The sequence below is a fragment of the Xanthomonas phaseoli pv. dieffenbachiae genome, assembly GCF_008639345.1.
Lineage (GTDB): Bacteria > Pseudomonadota > Gammaproteobacteria > Xanthomonadales > Xanthomonadaceae > Xanthomonas > Xanthomonas phaseoli.
In genome coordinates this window covers 150,085-167,729 of the sequence record NZ_CP041380.1, presented here as the reverse complement: position 1 = coordinate 167,729, position 17,645 = coordinate 150,085, and the positions used below count along the sequence as shown (strand labels likewise).

Sequence of the window (17,645 nt, the reverse complement as noted above, 5' to 3'; positions counted from 1 at the left end):
CGCAGGTGCTACGCAACACTGGAGCGCTGCTCGGATTGTCAGCAAGCGGCGCCAGATACCGGCGGGTAAAGCGGGCGTATCAAGGGCGGCTACCAATACGTCAACGGCACACGCTCGGACATAGCGAGAAAGCGAGCAGACTGACCTCACGCGATTGTCCGATACGTCTCAAGTCGCTGCGGACCAAATCGCACCCATAGGATCCAGCTCTGCCGTCACCATGGTCGTTGCGCGCCAGCCAAAGCCGCATACGGCGAGAACGCCTTGCGAAATCGGGTCCAACCCAAGCGCGCGCTCAAGATGTTTTTCGTTCACCGCACCGGTGATAAACGCCCCCAAACCGAGGTCGGTTGCCGCCAGATACAGCGTCTGCGACAAGTGCCCGGCTTCCAACGCAACCACGCGATACCCTTTGGCATGCTGTCTGTATTTCCAGAAGGTTCGGTCAAAGCGCGGCACCAAGGCAACCAGTACATGCGCGTCTGCGAACCAGTGTTGCTGTCCTACAGCCTGCATGACGAAGTCATCGGAGCACTCAAGACCTGACATACGCTCTAAGGCGTGACTATCTGCACGATAGTGGTAGACGCCAGATTCCAGATCTTGGACGTTCCTCACCAAAATGTAGGCCTCGATAGGATGCAAGCCACCACCGGAAGGCACATTCTTTTTAAGAAAAACCAGGTCATCGCCCACCTTTACCTTGGCATGAGCAGCGAACACCCGCTGCAACATGTGGGCGAACGTCGGTAGAGGAACGGGTCTGCTCTGATCGAAATTACGACAAGTGACACGCCGTCCCAGCAGGTCATCGAAATCGTTTGCGACCATGGGCGGCAGGCCGATGAGCGTTCGATGGTCATTTGCCGGCAACACTTCAGGGGGCGCAGGCCCCAAGACACGCCGCATTGCCACCACTGTATCGGTGCCAGAATCCCGGGTGTTCTTGACCGCATCTACCCCATCCCATCGCGTAAATGCGTGCAGCACCGCGGCAAGCGGATGCCAGTGCGAGGCCCTCAGACGCGAATCGGCTTGAGCAAACCTGCTGCCTTGCGTTTGCTCCTCCAGCACCAGGCCGTGCGCGATCAAGCCGTCAAGCGCTTCACTCTCGTATGACAAGCGAGTGCTCCAGTGCGAGGGACTAAGCTCACCCAGCAACGCCCGCTGAGTTTCTGACACGGCGACCGGGGCATCGAGATGCGGCGCGAGCGCAAACCACTGCATCGAATGGTCCAGCCCATTGCCGCCTCGTAGAAGACTGTCCAATGTGTAAGACACGGTCTCACGTGGCTCCAGCACGACAATTGCGCAACGCTTGACCAGCATCATCTTCTCCAGCGATCTGAGGTAACCGTGTGCAGATATTTCTGCTCCAGGGATAACGCCCCGCCGCTGCCTAACTTGAGCCAATGCGTGATACCGCTCAAGCCAGCCCCCTTAGAGCCGCTATGTGTTACTTCATCCCACTGAAGTGCCAGCGATGCCAATGCTGAAGCTTGAACCTGCTGTTGCAAGCAACCTGATCGATCTACTGTCTACCGACGATGCCTTTCGTGCATTATTCGTCTCAGACACGTTAGAGGCACTACGACAGGTTGGGCACATCGCCGCACCTGGCGACGACATCGAGGCATTCGTTCGCGATTGCGCATGCAATATCCAGTTGGCAGATAAGGATGTAATCGCAGGTGCGCGTGAGCAGATCAACACCATGCTGACGTCTGGGACCTCACATATCGTCCCTCAGCTGGATGCCGGTTACAACGGCGATAGGACGCTCAAATAAAGAAAAGCTTTTTGGCGCGCTGCAGGTTTACCCCTGCGCCTCTGCTATCCACGAATCTTCTGCTGTTCTCAGATCCACCAGATTGAGCGGCTGCAGACAGTATCCGCATTCGATCTCCGCGTAAGCCAAACCTCGATGCTGGCGGATCCAGTCGTGTTGAATCCGCGCATCTGCGTTACGCTGTCCAAGTCGGGCAGCGCGCATTGCGGTTGCCCTTGTCTGAAATCGCGACATCGAATCCAGATAGGGACTGAGCATGCGGAATGCATCGTCTGGCCGCTGCTCGGCTAATAGAATTTCCGCATCGACAACCGCACCCAGTTCCACCACCAAGCGGTTGGCGTAGGTCAGTGGCGCCACCTTGACCTGCTGCCGGACCTTAGCGGCACCTTGGGTATCGCCGGCGCGGGCCATGATGAGCGCGGCAGCCAATGCGGTGGACAGGTTGTCGATCCTATCGATTGGGACATCTGCCCCTAAATCCCGCAATGCCAACCTTGCGCCCTCTTCGGCGACCTCCGCGGCCTTTGGTCGCTGCCCGGAGGCAAGCAACGCAGTCGCTAGCGGGACGTAATAGTTGATCCGATCAGTTCCTCTCCTGTTCAATCCTGCGCTCAGTCCGACTTGGGCATGCGCGACCGCCGCGTGCAGATCCCCTTCATCAAGAGCGATAGTGGTTCGCGTGATGTCGGCATGGAAATTCGTCTTGTCGACTCGAGCAAGCGCGTCGCGTGCGCCCGAGTAGTCGCGCTTCGCAGCCGCGACAGCAGCCTGACGCAGCAGCGCGCCATTCCATCCTGATCCGACCGCCTTTCTCACTGCCTGATCGGCTTGGTCGTATTGACCAAGAGCCAGCAAGATACGCCCATACATATCGAGCGATACGCTGGAAAGATCGTACTTCCCCTGCGCCGAAGCACGCGCGTACGGCAGAGCGTCAGCGAACCGATTAGCGACGAACAAATCCATCGCTGCGTTCGCCTGGGCAGGTGCATAGTCGGGATACAACTCCGCCATCTGTATCCAGGAATCGGCCGCCTGCGCTGGATCGAGAATCTGCACGCCCCAGCTTTTTACGTAAAGCGCCTCGCGCGGGGGGAGCCTGGACTTGAATTGCTCAGCAACTCTGAGCGTTTCGGTCGCCTTCTTGTAATCGACATTGGCAAAATGGGCGCGCACTTGACCAAGCCAGGCCAGCGCAAAGTGCGGATCGATATCGACTGCTTTCTGGAAGAAATCCAAAGCAGCACCGTATTTCCCTTCCGAGTATCGTTGTTGTCCTAGTGCATAAGCGCGCAACGCATCGAGACTAGATGTGGTGACATCCGGCAAGGCAGGACTGTTTTGTCGAATACTGTCACGGTTTTCGCCGAGCTGCGTCCTCAGTTCGCCCGTCACTGTATCAACAGCAGAAAGAATCGACGGATTTGAGCCGAATGCGGTACTTACAGCAACAGTCTGCTGAGTTTTCGGGTCGACCACTTCCACGACGAAACGTGTGCGCCCCCCAACGTAACCCACAGAAGGAAGTAACACCGCTCTGGCACCGGTGCGTAATGCGACATCCGACGCGTTCTTGCGGTCCAGCGGATCTTTGGCGGGATCTTTGCGCATCAGTGCTAACAGTTTCAGTGTTCTGTCTTCACTGAGAACGTTGACGTATCGCGACTGCTCCAGGCTGATCCGAAGTGCCTGATCGAGTGCTCCGTCCAGCATCACGTCACTGGTTAGGTTGCGGACCGTCCCGACAACCACCCAGTCGCGTTCTGCAAACGCGAGCGCTGGTTGCGGCCGTGCAAAGAGCCAGATTGCGAAACCGATCCCCAGCACCACCCCCACCTCAGCCACCAACGCGGCCGGCCTGCGCCACAGCGGCACATCGCGCCAGGCCTTTGCCGAATTCTTCGGCATGCGCAGGGGAGTCAGGCCGACTTCGCCGACCTCGTAGATCTCCATCGCGGTGGGCATGCCCTTGAAGCGCCAGCGCCCGTGCGATTTCCACAACAACCGATCGGCGCGGTTGCCGAGTTCGCGCGCGGCGCGATGGGTCAACGACTCGGCTACCGCCGAGAGCAAAATCTGCCCGGGCCGGGCCATCGACATCAGGCGAGCGGCGGTAGGCTTGGCGAGGCCTTCGACTTCCAGCGGCTTGGCGCCGATGCTGATCGCTTCGTCGCTGTTGCGCCAGGTCAGCACTTCGCCGACATGCAGGCCCTGGCGTGCGCGCAGCGCGAGCGCATGCGCATCGCCCATCGTCTTGAGCCCGCGCGCGTAATCCAGCGCGAAACCCAGGCCATCGATGGGGCGATCGAACAGCAGCAGCAGCCCGTCGGAACGATCGATCAGGCGGCCGCGCCAGTGCTGCTGCAGCTTGACCACCAGGCGGTCGTGCTCGCGGAACAAGGCCGCCGCCGCGTTGTCGCCGATACGTTCGACCAGCGCGGTCGAATCGCAGAGATCGGTCAACAGCAAGGTGCGCAGCCGCGGCGCCTGGATCGCTTCCGACGACGCATCCTTGCGTGCGTGGGTGCGGCTGCTCATTGCTCAGCGGTGACCGGTTGCAGGCGGCTGATCCAGGGCCAGCGTCTCCTGCATGCACAGCACATTGCCGCCCTGCCGCTTGGCCTCGTACAAGGCGCTGTCGGCGAGCGTGTACCAGTCGTTCCAGGCCGCGTCCGCATCGATCATGCACGAGCCTACGCTGACCGAGCAGCCTTGCTCGCCCTGGCCGTTGCACAGCCGCGCTTCCACCGCGCGCACGATGCATTCGCCTATGTGGTGCACCAGCTCGCTGGTGCCTTGTGCGACGAGCACGCAGAATTCATCGCCGCCGAGACGGCAGGCCAGGTCGCCTTCTGCGATCACCGAACGCAGGGCATGCGCCACGTTCTGCAGCACGCGGTCGCCTGCCAGATGACCGAACTCGTCGTTGATGCGCTTGAAACGGTCGCAATCGATCAGGATCAAGCCCACGCCCGGTACATGGCCGGCACGCCGGCATTCCTGCAGGTGCAACGCCAGCCCGCGCCGGTTGTGCAGGCCGGTGAGCTCGTCGGTCCGGCTCAGTTCTTCGGTGTGGTTGAGCTGGTGCGAGGTGACGTAGAGGTTATCCAGCGCCGCTTCCAGATCGTGGTTGCGCCGGCGCAGCTGGCGGATCAGCAACTGTTCGTTGTTGACCACCCGCACGATGGAGCGGCGCAGGAAGTGCGCCACCATCGAGGGGTCCTGATCGACCAGGCGCTGGAAATCCTCGTGTGCCAGCTCGATCAGACGGCTGTCGGTGGAGGCGCTGGCACCGGCGCTGCGCGCGTGATCGCCGATCAGCAGGCCGAGCTCGCCGAAGAACTCGCCCGGACCCAGATGCTTGAGCATCAGGTCCTCGCCGAAATCCAGGTCGATCTGGCCGCTGACGACGATGTACATCTGCGTGCCCACCGCACCGCGCTCGAACAGCGACTGGCCCGCGGACACCTCGCGCGAACGGCCGAAACGGGCGAAAAACCCCAGTTCCTCGGCAGTCATCAGCGCATGCAGCCCGTCGGGGACCGTTTTGGCAACGTTCCCCGTTGGCTCGAGTGCGCCTGCGGTGTTGTGGCAAGTCATCGGTTTTCCCTTAGGCCAGCCTGCAACATTAGCCTATCGACAAATCCTACAGGACCCCTTTGTTCAGTACCAGATCACACTATTTCTCATGAAAAAAGAGACGAATTGACGGGTATCGGGCAAAAAAAAAGGGGCTCGGTTTTCCGAGCCCTCCCCCTCCCAGGGTGGCGCAAGGTGGCGCCTGCTGAATCTGTCCTCGACGTCCGGTGCGGCAGAGGCAGCTGCATCAACCCGGCGCCCGCGGGCTGCCACAATGCAAAGCGTCATGTACGACCGGCATTGCGGTACTGCCAGCCATCAGGCCGCCTTGTCGCTATGGAATTGCTCTTCTTCGGTGGAGCCACGCAATGCGGTGGTAGACGATTGCCCCTGCTGGATCGCCTGCGTCACTGCATCGAAATAGCCGGTGCCTACTTCGCGCTGATGCTTGACTGCGCTAAATCCCCTCTCCGCCGCCTCGAACTCGGCCTGCTGCAATTCGACGAATGCACTCATCTGCCGGCGCGCGTAGCCGTGCGCTAGGTGGAACATGCCGTAATTCAAGGCGTGGAAGCCGGCCAGGGTGATGAACTGGAACTTGTAGCCATAGCTCGCCAGTTCGGTCTGGAACTTGGCGATGGTGGCATCGTCCAGATTCTTCTTCCAATTGAAACTCGGCGAGCAGTTGTAGGCCAGCAGTTTGCCGGGGAACCGGGCATGGATGGCCTGCGCAAACGCACGCGCAAATTCCAGGTCCGGCTTGCCGGTTTCGCACCAGATCAGATCGGCGTACGGGGCATACGCCAAGCCGCGGCTGATCGCCTGGTCCAGGCCATTGCGGGTCTTGAAGAAGCCTTCGACCGTGCGCTGCCCGGTGGTGAACGGTTGGTCGTTGGCATCCACATCGCTGGTGATCAGGTCGGCGGCTTCGGCGTCGGTGCGGGCAATCAGCACCGTCGGAACGCCCAGCACATCGGCGGCCAGGCGCGCGGCATTCAATTTTTCGATCGCCTCACGCGTGGGCACCAGCACCTTGCCGCCCATATGGCCGCATTTCTTGACCGAGGCCAGTTGGTCTTCGAAGTGCACGCCAGCCGCGCCGGCTTCGATCATCGCCTTCATCAGTTCGAAGGCGTTGAGCACGCCACCGAAACCGGCCTCGGCGTCGGCCACGATCGGCTGCAGGAAGTCGATGGCATCGTTGCCTTCGGCATGATGGAGCTGGTCGGCGCGCAGCAAGGTGTTGTTGATGCGCTTGACCACCGCCGGCACCGAATCGGCCGGGTAGAGCGATTGGTCCGGATACATCTGCCCGGCCAGATTGGCATCGGCGGCAACCTGCCAGCCGCTGAGGTAGATCGCCTTCAACCCGGCCTTGACCTGCTGCATGGCCTGGTTGCCGGTCAGCGCGCCCAGCGCATTGACGAACGGCGTGGCATGCAATGAGGTCCACAATTTTTCTGCACCCAACCGCGCCAGCGAATGCTCGACATGCACGGTGCCGCGCAGGCGCACCACATCGGCAGCGCTGTAATTGCGGGTGATGCCGCTCCAGCGCGGGTTGTTGGACCAGTCCTGCTGCAGTTGTTCGGCGCTTTGCAGTGTAGTGCTCATCTTGCGTTCTCCTGGAGGTACGGCGGATGGAACGAGGAAAAATGGCAGGCGTGCGGCATGGCAAGGCCGTCGTTGCGCATGCGTGCGCAACGGGCGGTGTTGTGCGTTGAAGGGGAAACTGCGGAACGCCGGTGGCGAGGCGTCGCCGCAGGGTGAGATCAATCGATCAGGCGGTACGCCGGGACAGTGAGGAAGTCCGCCAGTTCGTCGGCGCCGCTCAACTCCTCCAGCAAGGCGATCGCTTCATCGATCCGTGCAGCGCCGGGCAGCGCGGTGGCGGTTCCCAACCGTGCGGGCAGCGCGCGCAAGGTCGCCTGCAGCAGGTGGTGATCGATGGCGGTGCCATCATCCAGGTGCTGGCCGTGATGCAACCATTGCCACAGCTGCGCGCGGCTGATCTCGGCCGTGGCGGCGTCTTCCATCAGGTGGTGGATCGGTACGCAGCCATTGCCGTCCAACCACGCCGCCAGATAGCGCACGCACACTTCGACATTGCCTTCGAACCCGGCACGGGTGACATTGCCCGGCGAGGGCGCGATCAGCATGTCGGCCGTCACCTGCACGTCGTTGCGCAACACATGCTGCTGGTGCGCGGTGGGCATGTGTTCGTCGAACAGTTTCATCGCCACCGGAATCAGCGCCGGATGTGCCACCCAGGTGCCATCGTGGCCGGCGGTCACTTCGCGCAACTTGTCGGCACGCACGCGGGCCATGGCCTGTTCGTTGGCCGCTTCATCGTGGTTGATCGGAATCTGCGCGGCCATGCCGCCCATTGCATGCGCGCCGCGGCGGTGGCAGGTCTTGATCAACAGCTCCGAATAGGCCTTCAGAAATGGCTGGGTCATGGTGACCTGGCCACGTTCGGGCAGCACGCGGTCGCGGTGCGCACGAAAGGTTTTCAGGTAGGAAAAAATATAGTCCCAACGCCCGCAGTTCAGGCCCACGATGCGCTCGCGCAGCGCGTAGAGGATTTCGTCCATCTCGAACACCGCCGGCAGCGTTTCGATCAGCACGGTGACCTTGATCTGCGCATGCGGCAGGCCCAGCATCGCTTCGATATGCGCCAGCGCGGTGTCCCACAGTGCGGCTTCTTCCATGCTCTGCAGCTTGGGCAGATACAGGTACGGGCCACGGTCCTTGGCCAGCAACGCGCGGCCGTTGTGGAAGGCAAACAGCGCCGCATCGAACAGGCCGCCGGCCAGCGGCTGGCCGTCGATCAGCACGTGCTTTTCGTCCAGGTGCCAGCCGCGCGGGCGCACGATCAGCACGGCACGTTCGGCCTCCGGGCGCAGGGCGTAGTGCTTGCCGTTGGGCGCATCGAAGCTGAGGTCACCGCGCACCGCCGCAGCCAGGGTGCGCTGGCCGGCCAGCAGGTTGCGCCAGGTTGGCGCGGTGGAGTCTTCGAAGTCGGCCATGAACACCTTGGCGCCGGAGTTCAGCGCGTTGATGACCATCTTCGGGTCGGTCGGGCCAGTGATTTCGACGCGGCGGTCCTGCAGCGCCGCCGGCAGGGGGGCCACGCGCCAATCGCCGGCACGGATAGCCTGGGTATCGGTCCGGAAGTCTGGCAGCTGACCGGCATCGAAGGCGGCCTGGCGCTGGCGCCGCTGGGCCAGGCGCTGTTGGCGGCCGGGCTCGATCGCCCGGTGCAGCGAGACCAGCAGGGCCAGCGCGGCGGCCGGCAGCAGCTCTGCCTGGCTGGCGATCTGAGTGGTCAACGAAATGCCGGGCGTGGCGTGGTCGGTGGGACGGGGAGCAAACGCGGTGGCAGCCATGTGGGGGTCCTTGTGCATCCGGACCTGCACCGTGCGCCCAATGCAACTATTTGACAAAGCAGTTTTATCAATGCTGTAAATAAGCCTGACTTATATTAGACCAGCGCAGCGCGACCACATGGCGCCAACCCCTCGATTTTCCTACAAATCCGATCGACTCAAGCCGCTGCGCGCGTTCTGCCAGACAGTGCGTCTGGGCTCTGTCTCACGTGCGGCTGAGGCGCTGTATGTCAGCCAACCGGCGGTGACCTTGCAGTTGCAGGCACTGGAGCGCGATCTGGGCGTGCCGCTGTTCGAACGCTCCGGGCGACGCATGGCACCCAGCCGCGAGGGCCAGTTGCTGTACGACATGGCGCAGCCGCTGGTGGAAAGCCTGGATGGGCTGGAAGCGAGCTTTCGCGAAAAGGTACGCGGGCTGGATGCCGGCGAGCTCAATATCGCCGCCAACAGCTCCACCATCCTGTACCTGCTGCCGCGCATCGTGGCCAACTTCCGCGCGCGCCATCCGGACGTGCGGCTGACCCTGCACAACGCCATCAGCGCCGATGGCACCGACCTGCTGCGCGAGGATGCGGTGGATCTGGCGGTCGGCTCGATGCTGGACGTGCCGGCCGACCTCAACTACGCGCCGGTCTACCGTTTCGAGCAATTGCTGATCACCCAGCCCGATCATCCATTGGCCGGCAAGGCCGAGGTCGCGTTGCAGGATCTGTCGCCATATCCATTGATCCTGCCGCCGCGCCGGCAGGTGACCTACCGCCTGGTCGACCTGGTCTTTCAGCAGGCGCGCGTGCCCTACACCGTGGCACTGGAAGTGGGCGGCTGGGAGGTGATCAAGCAATACGTGGCGATGGGCATGGGCATTTCCATCGTCACCGCGATCTGCCTCACCGACGCCGACCGCGACAAGCTGGCCACGCGCTCGCTGAAGGATTTTTTCCCGACCCGCAGCTACGGCGTGGTGGTGCGCAAGGGCAAGTATCTGTCGCCGCAAGCACGTGCGTTTATCGAGCTGATTCAGCCGGATCTGTTCACCCCGCGCGGCTATGACGAGAGTGGCGCTTCGGAGCGTTGAGTCGTTCGCTATGGCCCGGCGTTATCGTCTGGCATCGCGGCAATGCAGGCACGCATCGCGCCATCGATCACGCGCACCCGCCGGAAGACGCTCGGTCAAGCGCGCAGAATGTGTGTGCCATGCAGCAATGCGAGCGAACGCGACAAGATGCTGTTACCTGCATCGGACCATCTATTCCGCACGTCAGCACGCATTGCGTGCGTGCGTTGATCGCCCACGTGATCGCAGCGCGTCGCCACGCATAAACTTAAGCGCCGGAGCATGCCGCGCATCGTTGCGTCGTCGGTTGGGGAGAATGACTGGCCGATGACCTGCAGAACGCGAAGGCTGGGCCGACTCAACCACTGGAATGCTGACGCGATGAATCCGACCACGTTGTTGCTGGTGCAGTTGGTAGTGATCCTGGGCGCTGCGCGCCTGTGCGGTGCGGTGTTGCAACGCATTGGGCAGCCACCGGTCATCGGCGAAATGGCGGCCGGGTTGTTGCTCGGCCCGCTTGCCTTCGGTGCCTGGCTGCCCGAGCTGCACACGGCGTTGTTCGCCGCCAACAGCCTGCCGCCGCTGTCCGGCCTGGCCACGATGGGCGTGGTGCTTTTCATGTTCGTGGTCGGCGCGGAATTGCGTGCGCCGGAAGGCACCAAGGCGCAAGTGCGCGCCTCGATCCTGGTGGGCGTGTCCGGCATCGTGTTGCCGCTGCTGCTCGGGCTGGCTGCCGCGCCGTGGCTGTTTCCGCGCTTCGCACCGCACGGCATCGGCTTCTGGCCGTTCGCGCTGTTCATCGCCGCGGCGATGTCGGTGACGGCATTTCCGGTGTTAGCGCGCATCCTCAAGGACCGCAACATGACCCGCACCCCGGCCGGCCGCCTGGCGCTGGGCGCGGCCGTGATCGACGATGCCACGGTCTGGATCTTCCTGGCGATCGTACTGACCCTGACCGGCAACAACGCGCATGGCGGCGTCGCGTTTACGGCCATCGGTGCGTTGGTCCTGATCGCCGCCGTGTTGGGTGTGCTCAAGCCTGCCTATGCGCGCCTGCTGCGCTCCCGCGCGCATGACGGCCGGTATGCACCGAGCGCGTTGGTATGGGTCTTGATCGGTCTGCTGGCGTGCGCTGCGCTGGCCGAGTGGATCGGGCTGCATGCGATCTTTGGCGCCTTCCTGTTCGGTATTTGCCTTCCGCGCGATGACCGCCTGCTGGAGCATCTGGCCGGGCGTATCGAACCGCTGGCCATCACCTTGCTGATGCCGGTGCTGTTTGCGGTTGCCGGTCAAGCCACCAGCCCTGGCGCGTTCGCCGGCGCCGGCCTGAGCGGACTTGTGCTGGTGATCGGCATGGCGGTAAGCGGCAAGTTGCTCGGCTGCACGCTGGGCGCGCGCCTGAGTGGCCATCAATGGCGCGACAGTCTCACCGTCGGCTCGCTGATGAACGCACGTGGGTTGATGGAGTTGGTGGTGATCAAGATCGGCCTGGATAGCGGTGTGATCGGGCCGGACCTGTTTACGCTGTTGTTCGGCATGACGCTGGTGACCACGGTGATGGCCTCGCCGATGGTGGCGTGGTTCCAGCGCAAACGCCACGCAGCCGCCGATGCGCTGGCCGCAAGCAACTCGCCTCGATGATGAGGGCGCGATGCTGCTGCAGTGCCGCGATAGGCCGGATATCGTGCATGCAACTGAGCTGGAGCCGAGCGCACGGTGTTGAATCGCCGCACGCTCCACGTTGCGGCACTGCGCACACCCGCATCCGCTTCCACGCAGGGCGCCATCATGTCCAACCCAGCTGAGCCGTGTTATGCCGAAAGCGCGACACCGCCTGCATTACGCGCGCAGCTGCAGTGCACTTGGCAATTTCGCCAGGGCAATCACACGCCACAACCGGTGCTGGTGTTGCCCGATGGCAGCGTCGATCTGATCTGGAATGGCAGCGAAGTATTCGTTGCCGGGCCAGATCGCACTGCCAATCCCGCACTGGTGGCAGCAGGCACGACGTTGACCGGCGTCCGTCTGGCGGCGGGCGTGGCGGCCGGTCTGCTGCAGCTGCCCTTACACGCCATTGCCGACCAACGCGTCGCGCTGGAAACGCTGTGGGGCGTGCAGGGCCGCACGTGGCAGCATCGCCTGGAAGACGGCGCCGACCCGCTACGAATATTGCAGACACTGTGCCAACAGCACGCCGCAGCGCGCGATCGGCAGATGGCGTGGCTGTTCGAACAACTCACCGTCGGCACGCCGCCACGGCTAAGCGCGTTGACCGAGGCGTTGGGTATCAGCGAGCGCTCGCTGCGCCGCCGCTGCCAGAACGCATTCGGCTACGGCAGCAAGACGCTGGAGCGCGTCCTGCGCCTGCAGCGCTTTCTGCGGATTGTGCGAAAACACCGCAACTTGACCGAGGCCGCGCTGCACGCCGGTTACGGCGATGCGCCGCATCTGGTGCGCGATGCGCGCCAACTGACCGGTCTGAGCCCGCGCGCACTGGTGCAGCAGCACGCCCGCTGACTTGGCCGTTTTCGCCAAGCCAGCGGCCTGCGCCATCTGCATGCTGTGCACTCGCTCAGGAGCACGCCATGACCGACACCACGCAACACCGCATCGATTACCTGGAATTTGCCGTCGACTCGATCGCCGTCGCCAAAGCTTTTTATGGCCAGGCCTTCGGCTGGACATTTCAGGACTACGGCCCGGACTACTGCGAATTCCGCGACGGCCGCCTGAGCGGCGGTTTCTTCCATGGCACGCCGCAACCGGGTGGCGCGCTGGTGGTGCTCGCCGCCGATGATCTGGCCCGCAGCCAGGCGCGTATCGAGGCGGCAGGTGGACGCATCACCCAAGCGGTGTTCGCGTTTCCGGGCGGGCGCCGTTTTCACTTTGCCGACCCGCATGGCTATGCCTTGGCGGTGTGGTCCAAAGACTAAGCGCAGCGACCGAAACGCCTACGCGCACCGCCTGGCGGGCGCAGTCGGTGCGCGGAATCGGCCGGTACCACTTGTGCACTGCTGTTCCGGGCGCGCTGTCGGCGCCCACCTGAAGACTGTTCGCAATGCTTGTTAGCCAATCAAAGAGCACAAGTGAGCGTGCTGCCCGCGCTCACTTGCGCGCGTACAGCCCCAAAAACATCGCCACCGCCGATTCGGCCACCTGCGTCTGTTGCTGCGGCGACAGCGGCGGCTGGCCCATGGTGATCTGCGGCCAGAACGCAAAGCCCTTCACCAGCGCCTGCAACTGCTGCGCGGCGAATTCCGGCTCCACCCCTGCCAGCCGGCCGTCGGCCAGTGCGGCACGCAGCCAGGTGGTGGTGCCCTCTTCCTTGCTGCCCAGCTGCGACAACAATTCGCGCGCGCGCGCCGGCGAGTGAATGCCTTCGGCGATGGCCACGCGCGACAGATCGATAAACGCCGGGTCGTCCAACAGCCGCAGTTTCTGTTGCAGCAGCGCGATCAACTGCAGGTGCAGCGGTTGATCGGACCGATACGCCAGATTCACCGCCTCGGCGCTGCGTTGCCACAGCCCGCGCAAAATCTCGCCGAACAAGGCGTCCTTGCTTGGGAAGTGGTTATAGACCGTGCGTTTGGAAACGCCGGCGGTGGCGGCCACGCGGTCCATGCTGGTCGCTTCGAAGCCATGCTGCCGGAACTCGGCAATGGCGGCCTCGACGATGGCGTTGCGCTTGCGGTCGGTCAGGCGCTGGGGCGTGGTCGGTGAGGAAGAGGTGGTCGACATCCGGCAATTTTACACCCGGTAGTTTACTTTCACGCAGATAAAACTACACTGTGTAGTGTAATCGATCTGGTACTGCTGGCCCGCCGTTGTCATCTCGCCGCAGTTGGTCTGTAGGAACCTGCCTGTACGCCCGTCCATGCCGATCCTGACGCCAGTTGCATCCAGTGCTTGCTGCATCGCCGTTGCCTGATCGCTCGTCCTTTTGCTTTCCCACGTCTTGCTCGGACTTCCCATGGCCTCCCCACGTCCCTCCCCGTATGCCGATTCGCCACAGTTTCGCGCTGGCCGCTTCCGTAATGCGATGCCGTTGCCAACCACCGTCATGACCCTGCGCGAACAGCTCGGCCTGATGTGGGCCATGGTGTTCGGCAAGCCCCGCACCACGGTGCCCGCCGCGCCCTTGCCGGTGCAGCCGCTGACGGGCGCGCAACTGCTGGCCGCGCCGGATCGCAGCCTGTACCGGCTGGGCCATTCCACACTGCTGATGAAGCTGGCGGGCGGGCTGTGGCTGACCGACCCGGTGTTTTCCAAACGCGCCTCGCCGGTGCCGTTCGCCGGACCCAAGCGCTTCCACGCCCCGCCGATCGCGCTGGACGCACTGCCGCCGCTGGCTGGGGTGATCCTGTCGCATGACCACTACGACCATCTCGACCGCGCCACCATCCGCGCGCTGGCCGACCGCGTCGGCGTGTTTGTGGTCCCGTTGGGCGTGGGCGACCTGCTGGTACGCTGGGGCGTGGACCCGGCCAAGGTGCGGCAGCTGGATTGGTGGGAGTCGATCAGCGTTGCCGGCCTGCAGCTGACCTCTACCCCGTCGCAACATTTTTCCGGCCGCGGGCTGTTCGACAACGGGCGCGCGCTGTGGTGTTCCTGGGTGATCCAGGCAGGCGACCTGCGCCTGTTTTTCAGCGGCGACGGCGGTTATGGCCCGCACTTCAAGACCATCGGTGAGCAGCTCGGGCCGTTCGATGTGGCATTGATCGAAAACGGCGCCTACGACCAGATGTGGCCGCACGTGCACATGCAGCCGGAACAGAGCCTGCAGGCATTCATCGACGTCGGCGGCCGTAGCCTGCTGCCGATCCACAACGGCACCTTCGATCTGGCCTTGCACGCGTGGCAGGAGCCGCTGGACCGGATCGTGGCGCTGGCCGACTCCGCTGGTGTCGCACTGATCACCCCGTGCATGGGCGAGCGCGTGGACTTGAATGCCCCTGGCAACCGGGTGCGTTGGTGGCGGCAGGACGCTGCGGCCACCGCATCGGATGGATTGGTGGCAACGCCGTAAGCGGCGGGCGGCGGGCTGGCGTGGGTTGCGGGTGTGACTACGCCATGGTGCTTGTGATGCTTGTCGGCATCCTGGTGACTGCGTGCACCGCGTGAGGCAAACATCGGCGATGTCAGTCTGTTTGACATCGCGAGTGCCATTGCCACGCGTCTGGATCTGCGTGTCTCGATCTTCGCGTCTGGCACTGCAACGGCGGGCAGTCGGAGACGACCGGCACGATATGGCATCTCCCTGCGCACGGTGCGTTGAAGAACTGAATGCTGATCCTGAAAGTGGCAACACCATCATCTAGTGCGTTACATCCGCACAAACAAAGACGGGATGGCCATGGCCATCCCGTCTTTGTTTGCTAGTCGTACTGGCCAGGCATGCATGCCTGCGCATGCAAACATCGCCTACGCACGCGCATCGCTCACTCGGTCAGCCCGCGGTTTTCCAGCAACGCCTTGACGCTGGGATCCTTGCCACGGAAATCGCGGTACAGCGTGGCCAGATCGACGGTGTTGCCGCGCGAGAGGATCTTGGCGCGGAAGGTGTCGCCGTTCTTGCGGGTCAGGCCGCCATTTTCCTTGAACCATTCGAAGGCATCGTCGTCGAGCACTTCCGACCAGAAGTACGCGTAGTACCCGGCCGAATAACCGCCGCCCCAGATGTGGTCGAAATAGCTGCTGCGGTAGCGCGGCGGCACTTCAGCCAGATCCACCTTGAAGCGCTTCAAGGCGTCGGCTTCGAACTTGCTCACATCCTGCAACGGCGCATCGGCCGGCTGGGTGTGCCAGGCCAGATCCAGCAGCGCGGCCGACAGGTATTCGGTGGTGGCGTAGCCGCTGTTGAAGGTCTTGGCCTTCTTGATCTTTTCCACCAGCTCGGCCGGCATTGCAGCGCCGGTCTGGTAGTGCTTGGCGTAGTTGGCGAAGACCTTCGGATCGGACGCCCAGTGCTCGTTGAACTGCGAGGGGAATTCCACGAAGTCGCGCGAGGTGCTGGTACCGGCAATCGAGGGGTACTTCACCTTGGAGAACATGCCATGCAACGCATGACCAAACTCATGGAACAGCGTGGTGACGTCGTCGAAGCTCAGCAACGCCGGCTGGCCGGCGGCCGGCTTGGTGAAGTTGCACACGTTGTAGACCACCGGCTTGGCGCCGGTGAGGCCGTCCTGTTCGACGAACACGTCCATCCACGCGCCGCCGGACTTGCTGTCGCGCTTGAAGTAGTCGGTGTAGAACAGCGCCATCGAGGTGCCGTCGGCATCGAACACCTCGTACACCTTCATATCCGCGTGGTAGGTCGGGATGTCGGTGCGCTGCTTGAAGGTGATGCCATACAACTGCGTGGCCGCATAAAACACGCCGTTCTGCAGCACGTTGTCCAGTTCGAAGTACGGCTTGATCTGCGATTCGTCCAGGTCGTACTTGGCCTTGCGCACCTGCTCGGCGTAGAAGTCCCAATCGGACGCGGCGAGTTTGAAATCTCCGGTCTTTGCATCAGCACTCTGCGCGTCGATCACCTTCTGCATTTCGGCCACTTCGCGGCGCGCCTTGGCGGTGGCCGCCGGCACGGTGTCGGTCAGCAGCTTGAGCGCAGCGTCCGGCGTCTTGGCCATCTGGTCGCCCAGGCTGTAGGCGGCGTAGTTGTCGAAGCCCAGCAACTTGGCTTTCTGTGCGCGCAGCTGGGCCAAGCGCTGGATGGTCTGGCGGGTGTCGTTGGCATCGCCCTTTTCCGCACGCGTTTCAGAGGCCTTGAGCACGTCGGCGCGCAGCTGGCGGTCCTTCAACGAGGCCAGTACCGGCTGCTGCGTGGTGTTCTGCAGGGTGAGCAGATACTTGCCGTCGAGCTTGCGCGCCTTGGCGGCATCGGCCGCAGCGGCGATATCGCCTTCGCTCAGGCCATCGAGCTTGGCCTTGTCGTCCACCGCCACCGCACCGGCGGCGGAAGCGGCGACCAGGCGGGTATGGAACTGCGTGGAGAGGGTGGTTTCTTCCACGTTGAGCTTGCGCAGGCTGTCCTTGTCGGCATCGGACAACTGCGCGCCGGCGCGTACCAGCTCTTCGTAGTCGCGCTCGACCAGACGCTTCTGCTCCGGGTCCAGATTCAGCGTGTCGCGCTGGTCGTAGATGGTTTTGACGCGCGCGAAGAGTTTGGGGTCCAGATTGATCTCGTCCTGGTGCGCGGCCAGCTTGGGCGCGATCTCTTCCTGGATCTTCTGGCGTGCGTCGCTGGTATCGGCCTGCACCAGCCCGAAGAAGATGCGCGACACGCGCGTGAGCGTTTCGCCACCGCGCTCCATCGCTTCGATGGTGTTGTCGAAGGTCGCCGCTTCCGGGTTATCGGCGATCTTGCGGATGTCGGCCAGATGCTGGCGCATGCCTTCTTCGAACGCCGGCAGGTAATCGGCGTCCTTGATCTTGTCGAACGGCGGCGCCTGGAACGGCAGCGTGCTGGCGGTCAGCAAGGGGTTGGATGCAGCATCCGCGGCCGGGGCCGGGGCAGTTTTTTCGGGCACGGTGGAGGACTCCTGGCCGGACGACTCTTTTCCAGAACAAGCAGCCAGTGCCAGGGTGATGGCAGCGGCCAGAACGACGGTACGCGACATGGCGTGTGATTCCTGAGTGGGTAGTGCAGCCGGCCACGCTAGCGGGTTTCGCGGCCGCCGGCATGTGCCGTTGGCTGGGCATCGATGAATGGCGCTGTGCGGAGCAAAGGCGGCTGGCGGTGCGGCGCCCTCATCCGCCCTTCGGGCACCTTCTCCCGCGTGCGGGAGAAGGACGAGGCGGTGAGCCATGCAAGCGGCTTCGGTATGCG

Annotated in this window: 14 protein-coding genes and 1 other RNA gene; 7 read left to right on the top strand and 8 right to left on the bottom strand. The window is 63.2% G+C overall.

The window, feature by feature from the left end; genetic code table 11:
- Positions 1-168 precede the first annotated feature (168 nt).
- Positions 169-1,329 (bottom strand): putative peptide maturation dehydrogenase, encoded by a 1,161-nt coding sequence (locus FLG15_RS00730; protein ID WP_150145343.1) that lies wholly within the window; start codon positions 1,327-1,329, stop codon positions 169-171.
- Between the two features lie 160 nt (positions 1,330-1,489).
- On the opposite strand from FLG15_RS00730, the gene FLG15_RS00725 reads away from it, so the two are divergent.
- Positions 1,490-1,789 carry an NHLP-related RiPP peptide gene (locus tag FLG15_RS00725; RefSeq protein ID WP_008572251.1) on the top strand — a complete coding sequence of 100 codons (300 nt, stop codon included), beginning with the start codon at positions 1,490-1,492 and terminating at the stop codon, positions 1,787-1,789.
- A 27-nt stretch (positions 1,790-1,816) separates the two neighbouring features.
- Here the strand turns inward: FLG15_RS00725 and FLG15_RS00720 are convergent, their stop codons facing one another.
- The 4 genes from FLG15_RS00720 to aceB all read right to left on the bottom strand — a co-directional run bounded on the left by FLG15_RS00720 (position 1,817) and on the right by aceB (position 8,760).
- Positions 1,817-4,330, bottom strand: a complete 2,514-nt coding sequence (locus FLG15_RS00720) for a putative peptide modification system cyclase (RefSeq protein WP_057679096.1) — start codon at positions 4,328-4,330, stop codon at positions 1,817-1,819.
- A gap of 3 nt (positions 4,331-4,333) precedes the next feature.
- A complete protein-coding gene (locus FLG15_RS00715) occupies positions 4,334-5,392 on the bottom strand; it encodes a GGDEF domain-containing protein (protein ID WP_017156445.1) in 1,059 nt (352 codons plus the stop codon).
- Between the two features lie 297 nt (positions 5,393-5,689).
- Positions 5,690-6,985 carry an isocitrate lyase gene (gene aceA / locus FLG15_RS00710; protein WP_057679095.1) on the bottom strand — a complete coding sequence of 432 codons (1,296 nt, stop codon included), beginning with the start codon at positions 6,983-6,985 and terminating at the stop codon, positions 5,690-5,692.
- 158 nt (positions 6,986-7,143) lie between these two features.
- Entirely contained in the window at positions 7,144-8,760 is a 1,617-nt protein-coding gene (gene aceB / locus FLG15_RS00705) for a malate synthase A (RefSeq protein ID WP_150145341.1), read from the bottom strand.
- A gap of 118 nt (positions 8,761-8,878) precedes the next feature.
- Between aceB and FLG15_RS00700 the strand changes: the two genes are divergently transcribed.
- The 5 genes from FLG15_RS00700 to FLG15_RS00675 all read left to right on the top strand — a co-directional run bounded on the left by FLG15_RS00700 (position 8,879) and on the right by FLG15_RS00675 (position 12,885).
- Positions 8,879-9,835 carry a LysR family transcriptional regulator gene (locus FLG15_RS00700; RefSeq protein WP_150145338.1) on the top strand — a complete coding sequence of 319 codons (957 nt, stop codon included), beginning with the start codon at positions 8,879-8,881 and terminating at the stop codon, positions 9,833-9,835.
- A 360-nt stretch (positions 9,836-10,195) separates the two neighbouring features.
- A complete protein-coding gene (locus FLG15_RS00690; protein ID WP_150145335.1) occupies positions 10,196-11,455 on the top strand; it encodes a cation:proton antiporter in 1,260 nt (419 codons plus the stop codon).
- Between the two features lie 147 nt (positions 11,456-11,602).
- A complete protein-coding gene (locus tag FLG15_RS00685) occupies positions 11,603-12,331 on the top strand; it encodes a helix-turn-helix domain-containing protein (RefSeq protein ID WP_150145332.1) in 729 nt (242 codons plus the stop codon).
- A 68-nt stretch (positions 12,332-12,399) separates the two neighbouring features.
- On the top strand, positions 12,400-12,747 hold the full coding sequence (locus FLG15_RS00680) for a VOC family protein (protein WP_057679091.1): 348 nt from the start codon (positions 12,400-12,402) through the stop codon (positions 12,745-12,747).
- A 62-nt stretch (positions 12,748-12,809) separates the two neighbouring features.
- Positions 12,810-12,885: non-coding RNA, sX9 sRNA (locus FLG15_RS00675), on the top strand.
- Between the two features lie 34 nt (positions 12,886-12,919).
- Here FLG15_RS00675 and FLG15_RS00670 read toward each other — a convergent pair.
- Both FLG15_RS00670 and FLG15_RS00665 read right to left on the bottom strand, forming a co-directional pair.
- The gene (locus tag FLG15_RS00670; protein ID WP_057679090.1) at positions 12,920-13,552 is read right to left on the bottom strand and encodes a TetR/AcrR family transcriptional regulator; all 633 of its coding nucleotides are present in this window, start codon (positions 13,550-13,552) and stop codon (positions 12,920-12,922) included.
- A 9-nt stretch (positions 13,553-13,561) separates the two neighbouring features.
- Entirely contained in the window at positions 13,562-13,786 is a 225-nt protein-coding gene (locus FLG15_RS00665) for a hypothetical protein (RefSeq protein ID WP_057679089.1), read from the bottom strand.
- Between FLG15_RS00665 and FLG15_RS00660 the strand changes: the two genes are divergently transcribed.
- A complete protein-coding gene (locus tag FLG15_RS00660) occupies positions 13,785-14,840 on the top strand; it encodes an MBL fold metallo-hydrolase (protein ID WP_057679088.1) in 1,056 nt (351 codons plus the stop codon). The genes FLG15_RS00665 and FLG15_RS00660 overlap by 2 nt on opposite strands.
- Positions 14,841-15,252: 412 nt before the next feature.
- On the opposite strand, the gene dcp is transcribed toward FLG15_RS00660, so the two are convergent.
- On the bottom strand, positions 15,253-17,436 hold the full coding sequence (gene dcp / locus FLG15_RS00655; RefSeq protein WP_057679087.1) for a peptidyl-dipeptidase Dcp: 2,184 nt from the start codon (positions 17,434-17,436) through the stop codon (positions 15,253-15,255).
- Positions 17,437-17,645 lie beyond the last annotated feature (209 nt).

Bases quoted from the DNA above. Each gene is read 5' to 3' on its own strand.
- FLG15_RS00720 (WP_057679096.1), bottom strand. From the start codon at position 4,330: ATGAGCAGCCGCACCCACGCACGCAAGGATGCGTCGTCGGAAGCGATC.
- FLG15_RS00690 (WP_150145335.1), top strand. From the start codon at position 10,196: ATGAATCCGACCACGTTGTTGCTGGTGCAGTTGGTAGTGATCCTGGGC.
- FLG15_RS00670 (WP_057679090.1), bottom strand. From the start codon at position 13,552: ATGTCGACCACCTCTTCCTCACCGACCACGCCCCAGCGCCTGACCGAC.
- dcp (WP_057679087.1), bottom strand. From the start codon at position 17,436: ATGTCGCGTACCGTCGTTCTGGCCGCTGCCATCACCCTGGCACTGGCT.
- aceB (WP_150145341.1), bottom strand. From the start codon at position 8,760: ATGGCTGCCACCGCGTTTGCTCCCCGTCCCACCGACCACGCCACGCCC.
- FLG15_RS00685 (WP_150145332.1), top strand. From the start codon at position 11,603: ATGTCCAACCCAGCTGAGCCGTGTTATGCCGAAAGCGCGACACCGCCT.
- FLG15_RS00715 (WP_017156445.1), bottom strand. From the start codon at position 5,392: ATGACTTGCCACAACACCGCAGGCGCACTCGAGCCAACGGGGAACGTT.
- FLG15_RS00665 (WP_057679089.1), bottom strand. From the start codon at position 13,786: ATGGGAAGTCCGAGCAAGACGTGGGAAAGCAAAAGGACGAGCGATCAG.
- aceA (WP_057679095.1), bottom strand. From the start codon at position 6,985: ATGAGCACTACACTGCAAAGCGCCGAACAACTGCAGCAGGACTGGTCC.
- FLG15_RS00730 (WP_150145343.1), bottom strand. From the start codon at position 1,329: ATGCTGGTCAAGCGTTGCGCAATTGTCGTGCTGGAGCCACGTGAGACC.
- FLG15_RS00680 (WP_057679091.1), top strand. From the start codon at position 12,400: ATGACCGACACCACGCAACACCGCATCGATTACCTGGAATTTGCCGTC.
- FLG15_RS00700 (WP_150145338.1), top strand. From the start codon at position 8,879: ATGGCGCCAACCCCTCGATTTTCCTACAAATCCGATCGACTCAAGCCG.
- FLG15_RS00725 (WP_008572251.1), top strand. From the start codon at position 1,490: ATGCTGAAGCTTGAACCTGCTGTTGCAAGCAACCTGATCGATCTACTG.
- FLG15_RS00660 (WP_057679088.1), top strand. From the start codon at position 13,785: ATGGCCTCCCCACGTCCCTCCCCGTATGCCGATTCGCCACAGTTTCGC.